The organism is Pseudohalocynthiibacter sp. F2068 (genome assembly GCF_023015645.1).
Classification (GTDB): domain Bacteria; phylum Pseudomonadota; class Alphaproteobacteria; order Rhodobacterales; family Rhodobacteraceae; genus Pseudohalocynthiibacter; species Pseudohalocynthiibacter aestuariivivens.
Window position 1 is genome coordinate 16,292 of record NZ_JALKAK010000009.1, and the last position, 21,152, is coordinate 37,443.

Below are 21,152 nucleotides of genomic sequence, written 5' to 3' on the forward strand. Positions count from 1 at the left end.
TGCATCGATGGTGGAAAAGGTTCGAAGGGACCTAGCGAAAGACGGATGTGCAGTGGTCAGGGGCTTCCTAACCGACGCTGGTCTTAAAGCTGCTGTCGCCGAGGCGGACAGCGTCGCGGACAAGGCGCATCGCTCTTACAACAGTACCAACATCTATTTCACGCAGGATGACGAAACGCTGCCAGCCGACCACCCGGCGCGGCAGTTTTATGAACGATCCAATGCTTTCATACCTGCGGACAACTTCGCACCCAATGGCGCGCTGCGTCAGATCTATGATTTTCCGGGGTTTGATGATTTCATTCGCCTGTGTCTGGATGAGCAAGAAGACCGCTTTTTCCGGTATGCCGACCCACTTGCAGATGTAATCGTGAATACGGCGGGCGAAGGAAACGGCTTTCCCTGGCATTTTGACACCAATAATTTCACCGTCACGTTAGCTTTGCAAAATGCCGAACAAGGTGGGGCTTTTGAATATGCGCCAATGATCCGCAAGAACGGCGAGAATATTGAAGAGGTGTCGCGGGTTCTCGACGGGACATCTGAAAATATCCACACGCTCAATCTGGAACCGGGGGATCTTCAGCTTTTCCGCGGGCGTTATTCCCTGCACAGGGTCGCGCCATTGTCGGGCAACCGGCCGCGTCATGTTGCGATTTTTTCCTATGTTGAACAGGAAGGCATGTGCGGCAGCCCGGAACGCACGCGGCAACTTTATGGGCGTGTGTTGCCGATCCATCTGGAACGCGCGAGCCTAAGGGCTGATGACTATGTGGATTAGTGAAACAACTCTGTGTGGGTAGAATTGAAAACGAGCAACTTTAGCTTTTAGGGCGAAGGTCCTGTTCCTTTTCGCGTGGCCCTGAAAGCTTCCAATGAAGCGCAAGGTGCAAAAATCCCTTCATATCGGATTTTTGCGTCAGTGACTGCCTTTGTTCGACAGTAAGGGTGGTTAGAAACGTGCGATGATCCATAAATGCTCCTCAGGCAGCAGCGGAAATCTAACAGCAACAAAAATTGTCGAAAGAATTTAAATTTCACAAGCAGAGAAGATTTTGGTTCAATGGCTTGATGAACCCGCATTCCTTATGTTTGCAAATGAGGAAGCGAACTCCATTCTCGACCTTTCTATCCGTGCAAGGTATTGAGCCCTGAAAAGGAACCAGCGCATGCCTCAGAACGACACTAAAGACCCCGAAGAAATCCTGGCGACTGTCAGCGTTTCACCGATGCGCAGGTACTTTGCGATGGGCGTTCTAATCGTCCTTGGCACCATGTTGATTTACATTGCTTTTGATAAACCGCCCGCGAATTTTGGCTGGCAGGTGTTCCTTTTGGCTTTGGGGACTACCGTGCTTTTTGTCGCTGAAAAGCTGCGGCGCGCGACCTCGCTCGAGCTTGAGCTTACTCAGACAGAACTGCGCGAAAGTTCGGGCAGGGTGCTTGCCTATGTAGACGACATAGTAACCATTGATCGCGGGGTGTTTGCCTTTAAACCTTCAAATGGTTTCATGTTGAAACTAAACAAGCCAATGGAACGTGTCTGGGCGACAGGGTTGTGGTGGCGTATCGGGCGACGTGTCGGCGTTGGTGGGGTAACCTCAGCATCACAAGGCAAATCTATGGCTGAAATTCTGACAGCTCTGACGATTCAAAAGTTAGAAGCTAAAGAAGAACTTTAACTTTCCCACAATAGTTGCGGCGCAAAACGTGGGCTGGTGATGACCAGATTGTGCATCGTAAATGCCGGAATCCCGAGCGCAAATTGCCTAAAGTCCATTGTCGACGTCTGAACGTCATCCACAAGGCCAGTTATCGGGACATAGTCCATGTTGGTTTCAACGATGATGGCTGTGTCACCGTTGCTCATGGCTGGAATTTGGTCTTCAATGTCTGCAATTGTGCCGTCTGTCCACGAAGGTTGCCCAGCAGTTGCCTGTGACCAGTTTACGTCGAACTCTTCATCAACATTGTCCCATGTTACAACGGTCACGCGTATCCAGGTTGGACGGCCGGTGTTCGTCAGGTAGTCAAACACTGTTTGCAGGCCATTCAGATAATCCGGATTGATCGGGTCTGTTTCCCGCGAAAGCATATCGCCAAGCGTATAAGCGGCTTTCAGGTTCGTATTTTGTGTTCGGAAGGCGTCGAAGTACAGATACATCCCGACATATGCCCACGCGAGCATTGGCAGCACGATAACAGCTTCTATAGAAATACTGGCGCGTGTTTCTGACAGAAAATGACCAAGACGGGATTTGATATATTTCAACATAATACTACTCACGACCTCGGTTCATTTACAAAGGCAGAGGTCGACACCAGCGCATAACCACCAGTGTGGTCGACGCGCATGTGAAAACCCATTCCGTTCCCCGTGAAGATTGGGTCAAAAATTGCACAGGCCCGCACGAGCATCATCTCGTTGTCCCCGCCACCATCAAACGCGACAACAGGGGTGATGGTGCCGGAACGGTCAACGCAGGTTGCGTTGGACCCAAGCGGCGACCAGGTTGTCGTACTTACAGGGCGCAACTCAAGCTGCAACGCGTTCATACAATCCGGAAGGATCGTCGCGCGGTTACAGATAAGCGTTTTCAATTCGTCATGTGTTGGACCAGTCAGATTCCCAAGGCGCAGGTCGCGAACCGTCAGATCCAGAGCACGCTCAAGCATCACGTGGCGAACCGCCAAAAGGCCTGATTCAAAGGCCGACATGAAAATGTAGATGAATATCGGAAAGACAAGCACGAACTCGATTGTCGCGTTGCCTTTTTCCGAGCGCCTGAAACGGCGGATTAAACGCGTGAACAAATTCATTGTGTAAGTCTCAACTGGTTAATTTGACGCGCAATCGCATTGAAGGCTTGCGAAATCTCTGTGCCTTCGACCCGGAAGAAGTGGCTTACGGTTGACGCACAGCTGCGCATCACGTCGGCACCGTGGTTGCTGACTTCAAAGCCAATCGTGAACACAGTGATGTCCTGGGCTTTTGCAGCGTCGCAAATGTTGTCGAGCATCGTGTCCGCCTGGGACGCCGTATAGACCGTGTCGTAGTACCGATTGCGGTACGAATAGCTCACATTCCGATAGAGGTAGTACCACAAAGTGTAGTTGTTCCAGTGGATGTATTCGCTTTCTGAGTTATAGGCCCAGTCTTCGATCCGGTTGGTGTTCACGTTCTCACCATCGGTCATCAGAACCACAACTTTCATGGTTTCATCGTCATCCCAGGCCGCGGGGCGCGTTGAAAATGCGCTATCCACGATGCCTTGGTTTGCAAGTTCCTGAACGATTGGCCGTGTTGAAGGATCCAGCAAAATGGAACCCCATTTCATACCAATATGGATCGCCGTATTCGCGCGCGCACGATAGTTATCAATCGTGTTGTGCATTGCGGTCACGTCCTGGCTAAGCGGAACGATACGCTCATAAGTCTGCATCGGGCAGCCGGGGTTGCGGATCGGTTGATATGAGCTGCTGCTCCACTCAAAGTGCTGCATTTGCTTATAGTACCGATTGTAATTTCCATTGGCGTCCGTGCCGAAGTCCAGCCCGGTTTCATCAAAATCAGATTCAATAAAATCGATACAATGAGAATAATTATGGTTCGGGATGGATGTCCGCTGTATCTGGTTAAAGATGGCAGGACCCGCATTCACATGCGCCGTGTAGGGGATAATGGAAAGCGAAATCAGGTCTTCGGCCTCTTCACGAATAACCGTGTCGACAAATTCCTTTGCCGCAACCCGCAGGTTGTAAATCTTGTTGTTTCGCCCCATTGAGCCGGAAATATCCACCACAAGTGAAATTTCCACGTTTGATACGCGCTCTTCAGCGGCACCCCCGGCAAGTGCATGCAGGGGCGTGTCGCCCATCATGTCAAGAAACTGGCCCATCCGGTCTTCACCACCAGTGGCGCCGCTTTGACGAATTGGCATAAACAGCGTTCTGACGTCAGTCGCGGCGAGCGCGCTTACGGTGCGGTAGTTCAGACCCTGATCAACGGTTACGGAAAGCAGATAATCCCGCATGCCGGCTTTGTCGAAGTAGTCTTCAACAACAGACTGAGGGTCCAGTGTCTGGTCAAGGTCTGCCGCAGCCAGAATGGAGCGGTCCAGCGTGTTCTGAAGTTTCGTTCGGGTGTTTTCGTAGCGCATCATATCAACGGCCATGCCGCCTACCATGAGCATCAATACGAAAATAAAGAGTGAGAAGATGATGAGAGAGCCATTTTCATCTCGGTGGAATTTCGCCGCTTTTGACAGAAAGGACCCTTGGGTGCTTTCCATTTTCTTTGCAGCATCTATACCGTGATCGAACTGAACAGAACGCATCGTCACATACCTCTCTTGATGTCGCTGTAAACGACCTCGAAACCCCTCGCACTTAAATGAGTGCCCGGACATAAGGCTTTAAGGTTGTGGCAAGATTTGGGCAAAGATGGGTCCGAATTGAAAAACGCCAGGAAAACTTGGGCTTTTTTGCATCACTCTTGGCCGTTTTGTTTCGCATCTCGCCACAATAAGGCTAATTTAGCCACGTTGTTCACGTTTTGAGATCAATTAACAGTCCATTTAAGGGGCAAAAAGCAGCAGAATCATTCGATTCGCGTGAGACACGTTAACCAATTCGTCATAATGTCGCAGGACCCAGAAAGTTGCGAGCGATTCTCGCGACTGCAGGATTTGGAGAGAGAAATGACCGGCATCCAAGAGCCCAGTTTTCGTGAATCAGTAGATATAATGTTTAACAGGGCTGTTGCCTTAATGGATCTCCCACCGGGTCTTGAAGAAAAAATTCGTGTTTGTAACGCAACTTATACCGTTCGGTTCGGCGTGCGCCTTCGTGGCCAGTTGCAAACCTTTACAGGGTATCGTTCTGTTCATTCTGAACATATGGAACCTGTGAAAGGCGGCATCCGCTATGCAATGGGTGTTAACCAGGACGAAGTTGAAGCGCTGGCAGCACTGATGAGCTATAAATGTGCGTTGGTTGAGGCCCCATTTGGCGGCTCCAAAGGCGGCCTGCGTATTGATCCGCGCGAATATGATGAACACGAACTGGAGCTTATTACCCGTCGGTTCGCATACGAATTGATCAAGCGTGACCTGATCAACCCGAGCCAGAACGTGCCTGCTCCGGACATGGGAACGGGCGAGCGCGAGATGGCATGGATCGCCGACCAATACGCGCGGATGAACACCACAGACATCAATGCCAGGGCCTGCGTAACAGGCAAGCCCCCACATGCAGGTGGTATCGCGGGCCGAGTTGAAGCAACCGGTCGCGGCGTTCAATATGCTCTGAAAGAATTCTTTCGCCATCCTGAAGATATTGCGAAAGCCGGACTTGACGGGAAACTGGACGGGAAACGGATCATCGTTCAGGGCCTTGGTAATGTGGGTTACCATGCTGCCAAGTTTCTGTCCCAGGAAGACGGCGCCAAGATCATCGGTATCATCGAACGCGATGGCGGCATTTTTGATGAAAAGGGGTTTGATATTGATGCAGTTCAGGCTTGGCTCGCCAAACATGGTGGTGTCAAGGATGTGCCGGACTGCAAATACGTTAAAAACGGTGCACTGCTGCTTGAAGAGGATTGCGACATTCTTATCCCTGCGGCTCTTGAGGGCGTGATTAACCTTACCAACGCTGATCGCGTTAAAGCCCCTTTGATAATCGAGGCTGCAAACGGCCCGATCACATCAGGTGCTGACGAGATTCTGCGGAACAAAGGGACGGTGATTATCCCGGATATGTATGCAAACGCTGGCGGTGTGACCGTGTCCTATTTCGAATGGGTCAAAAACCTCAGCCACATCCGGTTTGGCCGGATGCAGCGCCGTCAGGAAGAGGGCCGTCACCAGCTTGTTGTGGATGAGCTTGAACGCCTTTCTGGTGACAAGAATCTTGGATGGCAGTTGTCCCCGGATTTCAAGGAAAAGTACCTGCGCGGTGCGGATGAGCTGGAACTCGTGCGCTCTGGTCTGGATGACACCATGCGGTTTGCTTACCAGTCGATGCGCGAAGTCTGGCATGGCCGCAATGATGTTACCGACCTGCGCGTTGCAGCCTATCTGGTTGCGATTGACAAGGTTGCCACCAGTTACCGCGCCAAAGGGCTCTGATTCCATGGCCGGAGTCGATCTGGCGTTTTCTTGCAGATGCGGCACTCTGAAAGGGGTGTTGCATTCTGTTTCTCCAACGACGGGCAGCCATGTAAAATGCTATTGCTGCGACTGTCAGGCGGCGGCGCATCATCTTGGTGCGGCGGAGGTGCTGGACGAGCATGGCGGTACAGAAATCTATCAGACGATTCCTGCCGAAATAGAACTGACAGAGGGCGCTGAAAAGCTCGCCTGTATGCGCCTGTCACCCAAGGGTCTCATGCGTTGGTACGCCTCTTGCTGCAACTCCCCGCTTTTCAACACGCTGGCCTCAGCGAAACTGGCCTTTGTGGGCGTCCACGTAAGAGCGTGTGAAAAAAACGCCGAAGCATTCGGACCGCTTGTTGCAGTGGTAAATACTGGTGGTGCAATTGATCCACCTGAAAACCTGAAAGATTTTGGCATGCGACGCGCGATTTGGGGATTTGTCCGTCGTAATCTCGGCGCGAAGTTACGCGGCAGAACCGAGAATTTTTTCTTTGACGCAAATCGAAATCCCATCGTTACGCCATATGTGCTGACGCTGGAAGAACGGCGCGCAGCCACACCGAAATAACAGAAGCGACAAGTCCTGTCGGAAAATGCCAAGTTGCGAGCGGAGACGCATTGCACATTGTCTGTGGACTTGGTTCTATCGTCTCGTCTGACTATGGAGTAAGAAATGCGGTTTTCCGGCCTGCGGGTGATAAAAGAAGGTTTGTCTGGCAACAAAGGCTGGACCCCTCACTGGCGCAACCCTGAACCAAAGTCAGAATATGACGCCATTATCATCGGCGGCGGTGGTCACGGCCTGTCGACAGCTTACTACCTTGCAAAGAACCACGGCATGACAAACATCGCCGTTTTGGAAAAAGGTTACATTGGCGGTGGCAACGTTGGCCGGAACACGACCATCGTGCGCGCCAATTACTTCCTGCCCGGCAATTCTGAGTTCTACAGTCATTCGCTGAAACTGTGGGAGGGGTTGGAGAAAGACCTAAACTACAATGTCATGCACTCTCAGCGCGGACAGATTGCATTGTTCCATTCCGATGGTCAGCGCGATGCTGCCGTGCGCCGGGGCAATGCGATCCGAAATCAGGGCGATGACGTAGAGCTGCTGTCGCGCGAGGATGTGCAACGTTTGCTGCCTTATCTTGACTATGAACAGGCGCGGTTTCCGATCTATGGCGGATTACTGCAGAAACGCGCAGGAACTGCACGCCATGACGCGGTGGCCTGGGGTTATGCACGCGGTGCGGACCAGCGCGGTGTTGATATCATTCAGAACTGCGAAGTAACGGGCATCGACATTGAAAACGGTGCTGTGAAAGGTGTGCAAACAACTCGCGGAGCGATCTGCGCCAAAAAGGTCGGGATTGTTGTGGCCGGCCGATCTGGTCAGGTTGCGGCCTTGGCCGGGATGCGCTTGCCTATTGAAAGTCATGTTCTGCAGGCCTTTGTGACAGAAGGGCTAAAGCCCTGCATCGACCATGTTGTAAGCTTTGGGATGGGTCACTTCTACATCAGCCAGTCTGACAAGGGTGGGCTGGTCTTTGGGGGTGATCTGGATTTTTACGCCTCTTACGCGGCACGTGGCAATCTGCCGATGGTTGAACATGTGATGGAGGCTGGAATGACCCTGATGCCGATGATCGGCAAGGCAAAACTTCTGCGCAGCTGGGGCGGTATCATGGATATGACGCCTGATGGCTCCCCCATCATCGACAAGACAGACACCAAGGGGCTCTTTATCGACTGTGGCTGGTGCTACGGTGGGTTCAAGGCTGTGCCGGGGTCTGGCTATTCATTCGCGCATCTTATGGCGACCGATACCCACCATGAGGCCGCAGCGAAATTCCGCCTTGACCGGTTCCGAACCGGTGTTGGCCTTATGGACGAGGAGGGGACCGGTGCTCAACACAATCTTCATTAAAAAGACGGCAGTGGCTGTGCTTTTAGGCAGCCTTGTTGCAACCCCAATCGCGGCTATGGACATGCCGATGGGGTGTTTTGAACGGAACTATACAAAGGCGCATCTGTCGGGTCAGCCCGCACAGGTTGTTGAAAGTATCCGCGTCTTGTTTACCGAAGAGACCTTTGACGATTCCACATATCTTCACGCCCGGATGCAGGTGCTTCTGGCCAATCAGGGGCATGTTCGCGCAGAAGGATTGGGTGGCGAAACGCTGGATCAGTTTTTGATCTGCGATGCAGGCAACGGCAAACAAGCCCCTGCTTGTTTTGTAGAATGCGACGGTGGTGGCATGCAAATCAGCCGCAACAGTGGCGGGAAACTGGAGTTTCGCACTGATTATCTGATGGTTGGCGACTATGACGAATGTGGTGGTGCAACCGACCTGACAGAATATCAGGGTAAATCAGTGACCTACCGATTGAACCAAGTTAACGACGCACGCTGTGACGACCTGCGGCACTGAGCATTAAGAGGCTGAAATGCGTATAAAATGCCCACTTTACGGGGAACGCGACAGACGCGAGTTTTACTATGTCGGGGATGCCAGTGCGCTGGACCAATCTGCCGGAAAAGCCAACATGATTTGCATTCAAGGGATGTGGGTGGATTGAGTATCTTTGATAAAACCAAGCAACAGGTCAGGACACTGACCATGCTCATTGCGATTACAGGAAGCAATGTGGCGACAACGGCGCATGCCTCCGACCAACCTTCGCCGGAGGAAATGGCCAGTGAAATCGTTGAATTTGCAAACACACAGGACGTTCCTAACTACGGCCCCGGGACGGAAGTGCGGTTGTATGCAGATGGTGCTGCAGTAGTGCGGGAAATCAGATTGACTGATCCGGAATTAGAACAATTTGCCAAGACAAATAGCACTGAGATGTTGGCTCTTTTTGCTCCCGACTACCAAAAGGAGGTCTGTTCGAGTTGGATTGGAGCGGCATTCGTTCGACGCGGGGTTGTCTATCGCACTGTTGTTACGGACACAGATAGAACTGAAACTGCGCGGTTTGAGGTGGACCAATGCTAGAGGTTTTTCTGTCGATGTTCGGGGCAACCGTGTTGGGTTTTGTACTGTTTAGTGGAGGCAACGATGCGGCTTAAATGTCCGCTTTGCGGAGAACGCGACAGACGCGAATTCTATTATGTCGGGGATGCCATCGCGCTTGACCGTCCGACCCCGGACGCGGGTGACGTGGCGTGGGATGATTACATCCACAACCGCGACAACCTGGCCGGTGTGACCCGTGACCTCTGGTATCATGAAAGCGGTTGTTCGGCATGGCTGGTCGTGACCCGTAACACGGTGACGCACGAGGTGTTGTCAACGGCACTTGCCTCTGACATCAAGCGGGGGGCTGCAAAATGAGGGTCGAGGGGAAAGGCCTGATCAACCGTGACACGCGTGTTGGGTTCAGCTTTGATGGCCAACGATACACTGGCTTTGAAGGCGATACGATCGCCTCGGCCCTGCTGGCCAATGACGTGCGTTTGACTGGGCGCAGTTTCAAGTACCACCGTCCGCGTGGCATTCTGACCGCAGGGTCAGAAGAACCAAACGCCCTGATGACCGTGGGCGAAGGTCCTAGCCAGAGCCCAAACACCCGCGCCACCACGCAGGACATTTTCGAAGGTCTTGTTGCGCGCAGCCAGAACAATTGGCCGTCCCTGAAAACGGATATTCTGTCAGTAAATGACGCATTCACGAATTTCCTGTCAGCAGGGTTTTATTATAAAACTTTCATGTGGCCGCGCAGCTTTTGGGAAAAGGTTTATGAGCCTTTCATCCGCCGCGCAGCGGGGCTTGGTGCGCTTTCAGGCAAACACGATGATGACCGATGCGAAAAGGCTTTTGCCTTTTGTGACATATTGGTTATCGGCTCTGGCCCCTCTGGTCTGATCGCGGCGCTGGCGGCTGCGCGCGCTGGCGCTGATGTAATTCTGGCCGAGGAAGACAGCCGCTTTGGCGGGCGCTTGCTGACCGAGACCTACACGCTGGATGAAAAGCCCGGGCATATTTGGGTGGACGAAGTAATTGCTGAACTGGAAGCAATGGATAACGTTCGCCTGATGCACCGCACGGCAGTCACTGGTGCCTATGATCAGGGCACCTACGGCGCGCTTGAACAGGTCTCAAACCATCTTGCCGCACCACACGCAGATGCGCCGCTTGAATGTTTCTGGCGGATCGTTGCGAAACAGGCGGTGCTTTGCGCCGGCGCTATAGAGCGTCCCATTGCCTTTCCGATGAACGACCGTCCCGGTATCATGACCGCCAGTGCCGTCAGGGCTTACCTCAACCGCTGGGGTGTTGTGCCGGGACGCGAGGTTGCGGTCTTTGGCAACAACGATGATGCACATCGTACCGCGCATGACCTGGCGGCGGCGGGTGTAAAGGTTGCAGCACTGATCGACAGCCGACCAGATGCTGACGTCAGCGGTGATTTCCCCGTTTACACGGGTGCCGAGGTGGTGGACACCAAAGGCCGCCTTGGCCTGAGCGAGGTTCAAATTCGCACAGCATCAGGAACAGAGACGCTCAAGACCGATTGTCTGGCAATGTCGGGTGGCTGGAACCCCACGCTTCACCTGACCTGCCATATGAATGGCCGTCCAATCTGGAACGACAGTATCGCCGCTTTTGTTCCAACGCCGAACATGGTCCCGGGCCTTGATGTTGCCGGGGCTGCGGCTGGTGTATTTTCAACAAAAGGGGCGCTTAAGTCAGGGCTGTTCCGCGCGAAAAAAGCCTTGGATGCGCTGGGCATTAAAACCCCATCCATACCGCTGCCAAAGGCCGAAGACGCTGCCTACAACATTACCCCGCTCTGGCAGGTCGCTGGTAAGGGCCGCGCATGGCTCGATTTTCAGAATGATGTGACCACCAAGGACGTGAAACAGGCCGCAGCCGAAAACTTTGCCTCGGTCGAGCATATGAAACGCTACACGACGCAAGGCATGGCCACCGATCAGGGCAAAAACTCGAACGTTGGGGCGCTTGCGGTGCTGGCGGACGCGACAGGCCGCGCAATTCCCGAAACGGGAACAACGACCTTCCGCCCGCCTTTCACCCCGGTATCAATCGCGGCAATGGGGGCCGGTGGTCGCGGCAAGGGCTTTGCACCGGAACGGTTTATGACGTCCCATGCTGCCACCGTTGAACGTGCTGCGCCGATGATCGAGGCGGGCCTTTGGTATCGTCCATCCTACTTTCCGCGTCCCTGTGAAACCACATGGCGCCAATCCTGCGACCGCGAGGTCGAAATGGTGCGCGAAAGCGTTGGCATTGCGGATGTTTCAACCCTTGGCAAAATTGATATTCAGGGGCCTGATGCAGCGGCATTTCTGGACTTTGTTTATACCAATACCTTCAGCACGCTTAAGGTGGGTCGCACGCGGTATGGCCTGATGTTGCGCGAAGACGGCTATGTGATGGATGACGGCACAACAGCGCGTCTTGGGGAACACCATTACCTGATGACAACGACAACAGCCGCCGCCGGGCCAGTGATGCGGCATCTGGAATACGTGCATCAATGTCTTTGCCTGGATATGAACGTGCGGTTCATTTCAGTGACTGAACAATGGGCGCAATTCGCCGTTGCGGGGCCAAAGTCGCGCAAATTGCTGAACACCATTCTTGATGCACCAATCGAAAATGAAAGCTGGCCGTTCATGGCCTGCGGTCCGGTCACGCTTTTGGGTGTTGATGCCCGCCTGTTCAGGATTTCGTTTTCGGGTGAACATGCCTATGAAATCGCCGTGCCAGCGCGCTATGGCGATGCGCTGTTCCGCGATCTGCTTGCGCGGGCCGAGGCGCTGGGCGGTGGCGCTTACGGTATGGAAGCGCTGAACGTACTGCGCATCGAAAAAGGGTTCATAACGCATGCCGAAATTCACGGACGCGTGACGGCTTTTGACATCGGTATGGAACGCATGGTTTCCGCCAAGAAAGATTGCATCGGCAAACCTGCCGCAGCCCGCCCCGGATTGGTTGATCCAGAACGCGAGCGGCTTGTCGGGATCAAACCCATTGGCGAGGTGAAACAACTCGTGGCAGGCGCACATCTGTTTAACCCGAATGACGAAGCCGTACGGGTGAACGATCAGGGATATGTGACCTCTGTCTGTTACTCTCCGACGCTGGACAGCAATCTTGGTCTCGCATTTCTGAAAAACGGCCCTGCACGTCATGGCGAGACAATAATGATGGTGGATCATCTTCGCAGGCTCGAGGTTCAGTGCGAGGTTTGCCATCCGGTGTTCCTTGACAAGGAAGGGGAGAAAACCCGTGGCTGAATTGATTGCTAAAACCCCAGCCGAAGGTTTGTTGCCGGTAACTGCAGGAACAATGACCCTGACCGAGATTCTACCTGCATGCGTGACGTCGGTCGCACCGTTCAAGGGGCAGGAAAAAGCGGCTTCTGCTGCGCTCAAGGCGGCTTGTGGAATGACTATGCCCGGCCCAAACCGCGCAACCGGAAAGGACGGCGCGCGCGCTGTCTGGATGGGGCAGGGACAGGTTTTTGTTCTTGGGCCGGACGCGCCTGCAGACCTTTCTCAATACGCCGCATTGACCGACCAAAGCGATGGATGGGTTGTTATGCGTCTTCATGGGACAGGGGCCGAAGATGTGCTGGCGCGTCTTGCACCCATCGATTTGCGCGCCACGGTCTTCAAACGCGGTCACACCGCCCGCACCACTTTGCTGCACATGATGATGTCGGTGACGCGCAGCGGAGCGAACAGTTTTGACATCATGGTGATGCGGTCTTTTGCTGTGACCGCTGTGCATGATCTGACCATTGCCATGAAATCTGTCGCGGCGCGCGAATGAGCGCGCTATTTCACGGCTGATCGCGCGGGAAAAAGGTGTAAGTTTTTAAAATGGGCCGCTTTTGAACTTACAAGATTTGCAAGTTTCGCGTAAAACACCGCTCAAATGACACCTCTGGTGTCGTCGCCATCTGGACAGATCGTCTCTCTGGCCTGATACTGCGTCCATGAGTCTGCCTCCCGGTTTCATTGACGAACTCCGCACACGAACATCGCTCTCGCAGGTGGTGGGCCGCAAGGTTATGTGGGATGCGCGCAAGTCCAACCAGGGCAAAGGCGACATGTGGGCGCCATGCCCCTTCCACCAGGAAAAAAGTGCTTCTTTTCATGTAGATGACCGAAAGGGATTCTACTATTGCTTTGGGTGCCACGCCAAGGGTGACGCAATTTCCTTTGTGCGCGAAACCGAAAATGTGGGCTTTATGGAAGCCATTGAAATTCTTGCGCGGGAATCTGGCATGCAAATGCCCGCCCCTGATCCGCAAGCGCAACAAAAGGCCGACAAACGCAGCCAGTTGGCCGAGGTCATGGAACAGGCTGTTCAATACTATCGCCTGCAACTGAAGACTTCCGCCGCAGCTGACGCCCGCGACTACCTTGATCGCCGTGGTTTGAATGAAGCGGCGCAAGCCCGTTATGATATTGGTTTTGCAGCGGAAATTCGACAGGGCGTGTTTCAGCATCTGACCGGGAAGGGCGTTGATCCGGAACTGATCATCGACGCGGGGCTCGCTGCGAAACCTGATGATGGTGGTGCGCCCTATGACCGTTTTCGTGGCCGTATCATCTTTCCGATCCGCGATGCGCGAGGGCGTGCTATCGCGCTCGGCGGTCGGTCGTTAGACCCGAATGCGCGCGCAAAGTATCTTAATTCACCCGAAACAGCGCTGTTCGATAAGGGCCGCAGCCTCTACAATCACGGCCCCGCGCGTGAGGCTGCAGGCAAGGGCCAGCCGCTGATCGTGGCCGAAGGGTATATGGATGTCATTGCCCTTTCTGAGGCTGGATTTGGAGCGACAGTTGCCCCCCTTGGAACAGCCATCACCGAAGATCAACTCCGGCTAATGTGGCGTATTTCACCGGAACCCATTATTGCGCTTGATGGCGACAACGCCGGGCTGCGGGCTGCTATGCGTCTGATAGATATAGCACTTCCCATGCTTGAGGTTGGTCTGTCGCTTCGGTTTGCTCTGATGCCGGAAGGGCAGGACCCTGATGATATTCTTCGTGCGCAAGGGCCCGGCGCGATGCAAAAACTGTTGGATCAGGCTCAGCCGATGGTTCAGCTTTTGTGGCAACGTGAAACCGAAGGAAAGATATTCGATAGCCCGGAACGCAAAGCTGCGCTTGATAAGAGCCTGCGCGATGCGATCCGCAAAATTCAGGACCCGTCAATCCGGAACCACTATGGCGAAGCGATCAAGCAGATGCGATGGGACCTGTTCGGAACACAGCGCCGTAAAACGGCTTTCAAAAAAGGGGATTGGAACAAACGCCAAATCGCCACACCTTCACCAAGCACAAAAAACTCTCTTCTGGCTGCAGGAAATCAGGTTGAAGAACATCTGCGCGAGGCAGTGGTTCTTGCGACGTTGCTTTTACATCCTTCTATTATAGGCCAGTTCGAGACTGCTTTGGAACGGCTGGAGCTTTCGAACCCGGATCACAACGCGCTCCGCAATGCACTCTTGAGTCATCTTGGTGCACCGGCAGAGAATTTTCGTGAAAATATAGCGGAAGATGCGGGGCGGGAGGCCCTTGAAAACCTGTTTAATGCGCGCCATGTCAAACTTGCTCCAACAGTGCGTAATCCGGGCGATGTTGAAATTGCCGTTCATTGTATAGCCGAGGAACTTGCGAAACTTGATGCACAACGTGGCATCCGGCGCGAAATTTCCGAAGCTATGCAGGATTTGACCGGCCTTGCCGATGAGGGTTTGACCTGGAGGATTGGTCAGGCCGCCGAAGCCCGCAACAGGGCGGAACGTGCTGAGACGGAGGACAAAGCAGAATATGAGACGGCCCCAAACGGGTTGTCCATGAACAAAGACGAACTGAAACGCAGGGACGATATCTTCTCAACAATTACGTTTTCCAAGAAAAAAGACCGCCAAAATTAAACGGTTTGATGAGGAAGAAGTAAAGAAAACAGTTTAAACGGGTTGCGAATCACCGAATCACACGATTGATTCGGGTTAACGCCGATTTCCGAATCAGCCCGCCTTCGCGAGGAACATTGAATGGCCGCCAAAGATACCGACGACCGTAAGCAGGAAGATCAGGACACCGAACAGGGGCTCGATATGAGCCAGAGCGCTGTCAAAAAGATGATTGCCGAAGCGCGCGAGCGTGGCTACATCACCTACGATCAGCTTAATCAGGTTCTGCCACCAGAACAGGTTTCTTCGGAACAAATTGAAGATGTGATGTCGATGCTTTCAGAAATGGGCATCAATATTATTGAAGACGACGAAGCCGAGGAAGAAGAAAAAGGTTCAACCGATCTGGTTGAGACCAGCAGCGCACGCGACGTTGTTGTTGCGACTGCTGAAAGCGAAAAGCTGGATCGCACGGATGATCCCGTGCGCATGTATTTGCGTGAAATGGGTTCGGTCGAACTGCTTTCGCGTGAAGGCGAGATTGCAATTGCGAAACGGATAGAAGCCGGACGCAACACGATGATCCTGGGGCTTTGCGAAAGCCCCCTTACATTTCAAGCGATTACGATCTGGCGCGACGAGCTTCTGAACGAAGAAATTTTATTGCGCGACGTGATCGACCTTGAGACGACTTTCGGCAACACGATGGGCGAAGAGGACGAAGAAGAAGAGCCAGTTGTTTCCCCGTTAACCGTTGGTGCAGCCGCGCCTGCGCAAAAAGAAGAAACGCCGGAGTTAGACGCCGACGGTAACCCGATTATCGCTGAAGACGATGACGACGAGGATGAACAGGCAAACATGTCGCTCGCTGCGATGGAAGCCGCGTTGAAACCACGTGTCTTGGAAACGCTGGACCTTATTGCGCGCGACTATGCCAAACTGTCTGATATGCAGGACGTTCGGATCTCGGCGACGTTGAACGAAGACGAAAGCTTTTCTACCGGCGAAGAAGACACGTACCAAAAGCTGCGGGCCGAAATTGTGGAGCTTGTGAACGAACTGCATCTGCATAACAACCGGATCGAAGCGCTGATCGACCAGTTGTACGGTATTAACCGCAAAATCATGTCGATCGATTCGAACATGGTGAAACTGGCAGATCAGGCTCGTATCAACCGTCGCGAATTTGTTGAAGCCTATCGGGGCCACGAGTTGGATCCGACCTGGCTTGAGCGGATGAGCGAAAAGGCTGGACGTGGCTGGCAGGCGCTGGTCGAACGCTCGACACCAAAAATTGAGGAACTTCGTGCAGATATGGCACAGGTTGGGCAGTATGTCGGTCTTGATATCTCAGAGTTCCGTCGCATCGTTCAGCAAGTTCAGAAGGGCGAAAAAGAAGCGCGTCAGGCCAAGAAAGAAATGGTCGAAGCGAACCTGCGCCTTGTTATCTCTATTGCTAAAAAATACACGAACCGCGGCCTGCAATTTCTTGATCTTATTCAGGAAGGTAACATCGGCCTGATGAAAGCGGTGGATAAGTTTGAATATCGCCGCGGCTATAAATTCAGCACATATGCAACATGGTGGATCCGTCAGGCGATTACCCGGTCGATCGCCGACCAGGCACGCACAATCCGAATTCCAGTACATATGATTGAAACCATCAACAAACTGGTGCGCACAGGACGCCAGATGTTGCACGAGATTGGCCGTGAGCCAACGCCGGAAGAACTGGCTGAAAAACTTCAGATGCCGCTTGAAAAAGTGCGCAAGGTTATGAAAATCGCCAAAGAGCCGATTTCTCTTGAAACGCCAATTGGCGATGAAGAAGACAGTCAGCTTGGCGATTTTATTGAGGACAAGAATGCGGTTCTGCCGCTTGATTCCGCAATTCAGGAAAATCTGAAAGAAACAACGACACGTGTTCTTGCCAGCCTTACCCCAAGGGAAGAACGTGTTTTGCGGATGCGGTTTGGGATCGGAATGAACACGGACCACACGCTTGAAGAAGTTGGTCAGCAGTTCAGCGTTACGCGCGAACGTATTCGTCAGATCGAAGCCAAGGCGCTTCGCAAACTGAAACACCCAAGCAGATCACGCAAGCTTCGCAGTTTTCTTGATCAGTAAAATACGCAGGCAGCAGCGTTGCCACTGCCTGGAAATTAGCAGAATTCGAGATTTTCAGGTTACATATCGCTTGTTAGGCTGAACCTGTTCGTACAACAGGAGGTGCCTACATGCGTCAGACTTGCTCTTTTTCCGATCAATTTCAGTTCGACTACCTTAGCCTTACCTCTTTATGAGGAATGGTGTTTGAACGGAGAACAGAATTTTGGGAACGCGGCGCATTTTTTTTAGAACGCCGTTACAAGTTGCGCGCTGGCGGGGTTCATGCGGCCAGCGCGTGTGACTTAGGACTTTCAGTCAACACCGCAGCGGGAAACTGGCATTGGGACGACGACAGCGCCAGTGATATTGATGCGCAGATCGTTCTGCGAAATCCCGCGTCTGGAACTTATGATAGTTGGGTTGGGACGATCGGATCGGAAAACCGTGATGCTGTTTTGCAAATTTAAACATTCCAAAAATGAACATTAGCGAGAAACAGTTTTTCGAAAGATTTTTCATTTATGGCTAATAAACAATTAATTAATTGTTTCCTCTAATGTTGTCGAATCCTCATATTTCGTTAAATATTTTTAATATCGAACATTTTGTGACAACCCTTGCAGGCGTTTTCCGCTGCACACCGGATCAACTGTTTGACAGATGACACATGCTTGTTCAGCTTTGGTTCTAGGAAAAGGAGCGCTGATGGCACTTAGCATGGCACAGAATTTTGCAACGCGTTGGGTTGCAGAACACGCATCGGATTTGTCTGGCTGGACGGCCAAAATCTTTGACTTCGCTGAAACAGCCTGGCGCGAATATCAATCAGCAGACTGGTATGTTGAAAAACTACGCGCCGAAGGGTTCAGCGTAGAGGCAGGATCTGGCGGCATGCCAACTGCGTTTTGCGCAGAATGGCAGAATGGCGATGGGCCAGTCATCGGAATGTACGCTGAATATGACGCAGTGCCCGGGAATTGCCAGGCGGCGAAACCCGAACGCGCGCCACGAACGGGGCTGGGGTTTGCTGCTGGTGGCCACACTGACCCGCATTCTGCCCTTGGGATGTCAGGCCTTGGCGGACTTTTGGCGACAAAAGCAGCGATGGAACATCATGGTATTAAGGGGGGGTTACGGTTCACGGGCGAGCCAGCGGAAAAAGTGCGGGGGTCAAAGCCAATTCACGCGGCCAGAGGCTATTATGACGGGTTGGCGGCGATGTTGTCGTTTCATCCGTTTTACATGCTGCCGATGTGTAACACAGTGCGCTGGGACACACATTGTGGCGCGGCGTATTCAATGATTTATCGATTTATTTGCGATGAACCCGAACGCTGGGGCATGGGCGATGGCGCGCCGATCCCACAATCACATTCCGATGTGCGCGCACCGGGTGCCAACGACGCTTTGGTTGCGATGTATTCAAACAGTCGTTTTTTGCGCGATTCCATGCTGCCGCATCAGGGGGGCTGGTCGATTTCAGAGGCTATCCTCAGCACAGGGCAGGCGACCGCTGACAATCTTCCTGCTTTGATGGCTGACATCCAGTATATGATGCGCGTTCCCACGGTTGCCATGGCAGAACAGGTGACCGCCGCACTTGACCGAAATGCCGAGGCCGCCGCAGCAATGACAGGTTGCCGGGTCGAGCGGCACTGGGTTTGCAAATCTCGTCCCGGTTTGGCGAACCACGCCATGGCATCATTGGTTTGGGAGGCGATACAAGCCGTTGGTGCGCCAAAGTGGGATGACGCCGGATTAGATGCCGCGCGCGCGGTTCAATCTGCCTGTGGATTCGAACCTATGGAGGCGCCTTTGATCGAGGCGTGTCATCAACTGATCGACCCGCAAGAGGCAGAACGGATTTTACGCCAAGACCTTGCACCAAAACAGAAAAACTCAACTTCCGATGACTATACGGACATAACATGGCACACACCTACCGCACGGTTCTACATTGCGCGGCCAGCCCTGAAAGCACCTGCAGGAGCTGCCTATCCAAGTTGGGCGATGAATGCGTTGGGGGGTATTTCGGTAACCATTGACCCCATGGTACAGGCAGCGTCTAAAACGCTCGCCGTTTCGGCCCTTCGGTTGCTGGAAGATAAATCTGCGCGTGATACTGCCTGGGAAGAATTTGAAACCCGAACCGGCGGCGGAGTTGGCGGCGAAAACTGGAGTCCGCCGCTTTGCGATTATGAGCCGCCAATTCATTTTCACTGGCCCGAGTATGTTACCACGGCGCGCGGGCGCGACTGGTGTATACCTTCAGCCGGTGGGCCTGTGTGATCAGACAGAACAGCCGATTGTGTGAAATTTGTCGGGCGTATGTTGGGGGTCACATTTGCCTCTACCCAAAACCTTGCGTAGGTCCTATAGTGCCTGTGGATAACCGGGGATAGGCACCAAGGGAGAGGCTATGCGTTGCCCATTTTGTGGAAATGTAGATACGCAAGTTAAAGATTCACGCCCAGCTGAGGATCATGTCGCCATTCGAAGGCGCCGGTTCTGTCCGGCCTGCGGTGGGCGGTTTACGACCTATGAACGCGTTCAGTTGCGGGACTTGGTGGTGATCAAAACCAATGGACGCAGGGAAGACTTTGATCGTGACAAGCTGGAGCGTTCCATCAGGATCGCCTTGCAAAAACGCCCGGTTGAACCGGAACGCATGGATCAGATGATATCTGGCATTGTGCGGCGGCTTGAAAGCATGGGCGAGACCGATATTCCTTCGGGCACCATCGGTGAAATCGTGATGGAATCTCTGGCGCGGATAGACACGGTGGCCTACGTCAGATTTGCCAGTGTTTACAAAAACTTCCAGGCGGCGGACGACTTTGACAAATTTGTCAGCGAATTGCGCCCGCCAAGCCCCTCGGAAGAGTGACCACGTCTGACAAACGCTATATGGCGCTGGCCCTTGGGCTGGCGTCGCGAGGGCTGGGCCAGGTTTGGCCAAACCCCGCTGTGGGCTGCGTGATCGTTAAAGAGGGTCGCATCGCAGGCCGCGGGTGGACACAACCCTCTGGCAGGCCCCATGCCGAAACGATTGCTCTTGAACAGGCCGGATCGCTGGCGAAGGGCGCAACTGCCTATGTGTCGCTCGAACCCTGCGCGCATCATGGAAATACACCGCCTTGTGCGGAGGCATTGGTTGCGGCCGGTATCGCGTGTGTCGTAAGTGCGCTTGAAGATCCCGACCCGCGTGTTGCAGGGCAGGGGCACGAAAAGCTTCGCCAAGCTGGTATTGAAGTTGCAACGGGTGTGATGCACGCCGAAGCGGAAGGCCTAAACCGTGGCTTTCTTTTACGCGTCGAACAAAACCGGCCATTGCTGACGCTGAAGCTTGCCAGCAGTTTTGATGGGCGTATTGCAACCGCGACAGGGGAAAGCAAATGGATCACAGGGCCGGATGCGCGCCGTGCCGTTCATGCGATGCGTGCACGGCACGATGCGGTGATGGTTGGGGCAGGTACTGCACGGGCGGATGACCCGTCGCTGACGGTGCGTGGACTCGGCGTTACGCGCCAGCCTGTTCGTGTTGTCGCGTCGCGCAGGCTCGACTTGCCGCTTTCCAGTCAACTTGCCAGCACGGCAAAAGAAGTTCCGGTCTGGATTTGTCATGGACCCGAAGCCGATTCATCTCTGGTTTCTGCCTGGCAAGGGATTGGTGCGAAAACCTTGGTCTGTAAAACGGTTTCCGGGCAGCTTGATGCTGCATCTATTTTGCAGGCTCTGGCGGAACAGGGTCTTACGCGGGTTTTTTGTGAAGGCGGTGGCGCGCTTGCTGCATCGCTTCTGAGCGCTGATCTCGTTGATGATCTGATTGGCTTTGGCGCGGGCGTGACAATCGGCGCTGAAGGCCAGCCCTCGATTGGGGCTTTGGGCCTTGCCCGGCTTTCCGAAGCGCGCCGTTTCAGGCTGCTCTCCGTTCGTTCAGTTGGCTCTGACATCCTGCATCACTGGACGCGATCCTGA

At 53.6% G+C, this 21,152-nt stretch carries 21 protein-coding genes; 17 read left to right on the forward strand and 4 right to left on the reverse strand.

Going from position 1 to position 21,152, the window contains the following annotated elements; genetic code table 11:
• Positions 1-7: 7 nt before the first annotated feature.
• Positions 8-781 (forward strand): hypothetical protein, encoded by a 774-nt coding sequence (locus MWU63_RS11555; protein WP_246531744.1) that lies wholly within the window; start codon positions 8-10, stop codon positions 779-781.
• A 40-nt stretch (positions 782-821) separates the two neighbouring features.
• Here the strand turns inward: MWU63_RS11555 and MWU63_RS11560 are convergent, their stop codons facing one another.
• Complete coding sequence (locus MWU63_RS11560; protein WP_213890066.1) at positions 822-974, reverse strand: hypothetical protein; 153 nt, start codon at positions 972-974, stop codon at positions 822-824.
• 195 nt (positions 975-1,169) lie between these two features.
• Here MWU63_RS11560 and MWU63_RS11565 point away from each other — a divergent pair, with 195 nt between their 5' ends.
• Positions 1,170-1,682, forward strand: coding sequence for a hypothetical protein (locus tag MWU63_RS11565; protein ID WP_213890065.1), 513 nt, complete (start codon positions 1,170-1,172; stop codon positions 1,680-1,682).
• On the opposite strand, the gene MWU63_RS11570 is transcribed toward MWU63_RS11565, so the two are convergent.
• The 3 genes from MWU63_RS11570 to MWU63_RS11580 are packed head-to-tail and all read right to left on the reverse strand — an operon-like array spanning position 1,679 to position 4,337.
• Complete coding sequence (locus MWU63_RS11570) at positions 1,679-2,275, reverse strand: pilus assembly protein (RefSeq protein ID WP_247077943.1); 597 nt, start codon at positions 2,273-2,275, stop codon at positions 1,679-1,681. The genes MWU63_RS11565 and MWU63_RS11570 overlap by 4 nt on opposite strands.
• 8 nt (positions 2,276-2,283) lie before the next feature.
• On the reverse strand, positions 2,284-2,820 hold the full coding sequence (locus MWU63_RS11575) for a TadE/TadG family type IV pilus assembly protein (protein ID WP_213890063.1): 537 nt from the start codon (positions 2,818-2,820) through the stop codon (positions 2,284-2,286).
• Positions 2,817-4,337, reverse strand: coding sequence for a Tad domain-containing protein (locus tag MWU63_RS11580; protein WP_246531755.1), 1,521 nt, complete (start codon positions 4,335-4,337; stop codon positions 2,817-2,819). Before MWU63_RS11580 ends, MWU63_RS11575 begins: the two co-directional genes overlap by 4 nt.
• Positions 4,338-4,700: 363 nt before the next feature.
• On the opposite strand from MWU63_RS11580, the gene MWU63_RS11585 reads away from it, so the two are divergent.
• The 15 genes from MWU63_RS11585 (at position 4,701) to ribD (ending at position 21,152) form a co-directional block, all read left to right on the forward strand.
• Entirely contained in the window at positions 4,701-6,131 is a 1,431-nt protein-coding gene (locus MWU63_RS11585; RefSeq protein ID WP_213890062.1) for a Glu/Leu/Phe/Val dehydrogenase, read from the forward strand.
• A gap of 4 nt (positions 6,132-6,135) precedes the next feature.
• A complete protein-coding gene (locus MWU63_RS11590) occupies positions 6,136-6,726 on the forward strand; it encodes a DUF6151 family protein (protein WP_213890060.1) in 591 nt (196 codons plus the stop codon).
• 105 nt (positions 6,727-6,831) lie between these two features.
• Complete coding sequence (locus tag MWU63_RS11595; protein WP_247077945.1) at positions 6,832-8,085, forward strand: sarcosine oxidase subunit beta family protein; 1,254 nt, start codon at positions 6,832-6,834, stop codon at positions 8,083-8,085.
• Positions 8,063-8,590, forward strand: coding sequence for a hypothetical protein (locus MWU63_RS11600; protein WP_247077947.1), 528 nt, complete (start codon positions 8,063-8,065; stop codon positions 8,588-8,590). Before MWU63_RS11595 ends, MWU63_RS11600 begins: the two co-directional genes overlap by 23 nt.
• Positions 8,591-8,606: 16 nt before the next feature.
• Complete coding sequence (locus MWU63_RS11605) at positions 8,607-8,738, forward strand: sarcosine oxidase subunit delta (protein WP_213890055.1); 132 nt, start codon at positions 8,607-8,609, stop codon at positions 8,736-8,738.
• On the forward strand, positions 8,735-9,160 hold the full coding sequence (locus MWU63_RS11610; RefSeq protein ID WP_213890053.1) for a hypothetical protein: 426 nt from the start codon (positions 8,735-8,737) through the stop codon (positions 9,158-9,160). The genes MWU63_RS11605 and MWU63_RS11610 overlap by 4 nt, the downstream gene beginning before the upstream one ends.
• 63 nt (positions 9,161-9,223) lie before the next feature.
• Positions 9,224-9,499: a sarcosine oxidase subunit delta gene (locus tag MWU63_RS11615; protein WP_247077949.1), complete on the forward strand. Its 276-nt coding sequence runs from the start codon at positions 9,224-9,226 to the stop codon at positions 9,497-9,499.
• The gene (locus tag MWU63_RS11620) at positions 9,496-12,429 is read left to right on the forward strand and encodes a sarcosine oxidase subunit alpha family protein (RefSeq protein ID WP_247077951.1); all 2,934 of its coding nucleotides are present in this window, start codon (positions 9,496-9,498) and stop codon (positions 12,427-12,429) included. Before MWU63_RS11615 ends, MWU63_RS11620 begins: the two co-directional genes overlap by 4 nt.
• The gene (locus tag MWU63_RS11625) at positions 12,422-12,967 is read left to right on the forward strand and encodes a sarcosine oxidase subunit gamma (RefSeq protein WP_213890048.1); all 546 of its coding nucleotides are present in this window, start codon (positions 12,422-12,424) and stop codon (positions 12,965-12,967) included. The genes MWU63_RS11620 and MWU63_RS11625 overlap by 8 nt, the downstream gene beginning before the upstream one ends.
• A gap of 166 nt (positions 12,968-13,133) precedes the next feature.
• Positions 13,134-15,086 carry a DNA primase gene (gene dnaG / locus MWU63_RS11630; RefSeq protein WP_247077953.1) on the forward strand — a complete coding sequence of 651 codons (1,953 nt, stop codon included), beginning with the start codon at positions 13,134-13,136 and terminating at the stop codon, positions 15,084-15,086.
• 120 nt (positions 15,087-15,206) lie between these two features.
• Complete coding sequence (rpoD, locus tag MWU63_RS11635; protein WP_213890044.1) at positions 15,207-17,192, forward strand: RNA polymerase sigma factor RpoD; 1,986 nt, start codon at positions 15,207-15,209, stop codon at positions 17,190-17,192.
• 179 nt (positions 17,193-17,371) lie between these two features.
• Positions 17,372-17,641: a hypothetical protein gene (locus MWU63_RS11640; protein WP_247077955.1), complete on the forward strand. Its 270-nt coding sequence runs from the start codon at positions 17,372-17,374 to the stop codon at positions 17,639-17,641.
• 238 nt (positions 17,642-17,879) lie between these two features.
• Positions 17,880-19,463 carry an amidohydrolase gene (locus MWU63_RS11645; RefSeq protein ID WP_213890042.1) on the forward strand — a complete coding sequence of 528 codons (1,584 nt, stop codon included), beginning with the start codon at positions 17,880-17,882 and terminating at the stop codon, positions 19,461-19,463.
• A gap of 130 nt (positions 19,464-19,593) precedes the next feature.
• Positions 19,594-20,061 carry a transcriptional regulator NrdR gene (nrdR, locus tag MWU63_RS11650; protein ID WP_213890041.1) on the forward strand — a complete coding sequence of 156 codons (468 nt, stop codon included), beginning with the start codon at positions 19,594-19,596 and terminating at the stop codon, positions 20,059-20,061.
• Entirely contained in the window at positions 20,058-21,152 is a 1,095-nt protein-coding gene (ribD, locus tag MWU63_RS11655; RefSeq protein WP_247077957.1) for a bifunctional diaminohydroxyphosphoribosylaminopyrimidine deaminase/5-amino-6-(5-phosphoribosylamino)uracil reductase RibD, read from the forward strand. Before nrdR ends, ribD begins: the two co-directional genes overlap by 4 nt.

Coding starts and splice junctions, on each gene's coding strand:
- MWU63_RS11555 (WP_246531744.1), top strand. CDS start 8: ATGGTGGAAAAGGTTCGAAGGGACCTAGCGAAAGACGGATGTGCAGTG.
- MWU63_RS11560 (WP_213890066.1), bottom strand. CDS start 974: ATGGATCATCGCACGTTTCTAACCACCCTTACTGTCGAACAAAGGCAG.
- MWU63_RS11565 (WP_213890065.1), top strand. CDS start 1,170: ATGCCTCAGAACGACACTAAAGACCCCGAAGAAATCCTGGCGACTGTC.
- MWU63_RS11570 (WP_247077943.1), bottom strand. CDS start 2,275: ATGTTGAAATATATCAAATCCCGTCTTGGTCATTTTCTGTCAGAAACA.
- MWU63_RS11575 (WP_213890063.1), bottom strand. CDS start 2,820: ATGAATTTGTTCACGCGTTTAATCCGCCGTTTCAGGCGCTCGGAAAAA.
- MWU63_RS11580 (WP_246531755.1), bottom strand. CDS start 4,337: ATGCGTTCTGTTCAGTTCGATCACGGTATAGATGCTGCAAAGAAAATG.
- MWU63_RS11585 (WP_213890062.1), top strand. CDS start 4,701: ATGACCGGCATCCAAGAGCCCAGTTTTCGTGAATCAGTAGATATAATG.
- MWU63_RS11590 (WP_213890060.1), top strand. CDS start 6,136: ATGGCCGGAGTCGATCTGGCGTTTTCTTGCAGATGCGGCACTCTGAAA.
- MWU63_RS11595 (WP_247077945.1), top strand. CDS start 6,832: ATGCGGTTTTCCGGCCTGCGGGTGATAAAAGAAGGTTTGTCTGGCAAC.
- MWU63_RS11605 (WP_213890055.1), top strand. CDS start 8,607: ATGCGTATAAAATGCCCACTTTACGGGGAACGCGACAGACGCGAGTTT.
- MWU63_RS11615 (WP_247077949.1), top strand. CDS start 9,224: ATGCGGCTTAAATGTCCGCTTTGCGGAGAACGCGACAGACGCGAATTC.
- MWU63_RS11620 (WP_247077951.1), top strand. CDS start 9,496: ATGAGGGTCGAGGGGAAAGGCCTGATCAACCGTGACACGCGTGTTGGG.
- dnaG (WP_247077953.1), top strand. CDS start 13,134: ATGAGTCTGCCTCCCGGTTTCATTGACGAACTCCGCACACGAACATCG.
- rpoD (WP_213890044.1), top strand. CDS start 15,207: ATGGCCGCCAAAGATACCGACGACCGTAAGCAGGAAGATCAGGACACC.
- MWU63_RS11640 (WP_247077955.1), top strand. CDS start 17,372: ATGGTGTTTGAACGGAGAACAGAATTTTGGGAACGCGGCGCATTTTTT.
- MWU63_RS11645 (WP_213890042.1), top strand. CDS start 17,880: ATGGCACTTAGCATGGCACAGAATTTTGCAACGCGTTGGGTTGCAGAA.
- nrdR (WP_213890041.1), top strand. CDS start 19,594: ATGCGTTGCCCATTTTGTGGAAATGTAGATACGCAAGTTAAAGATTCA.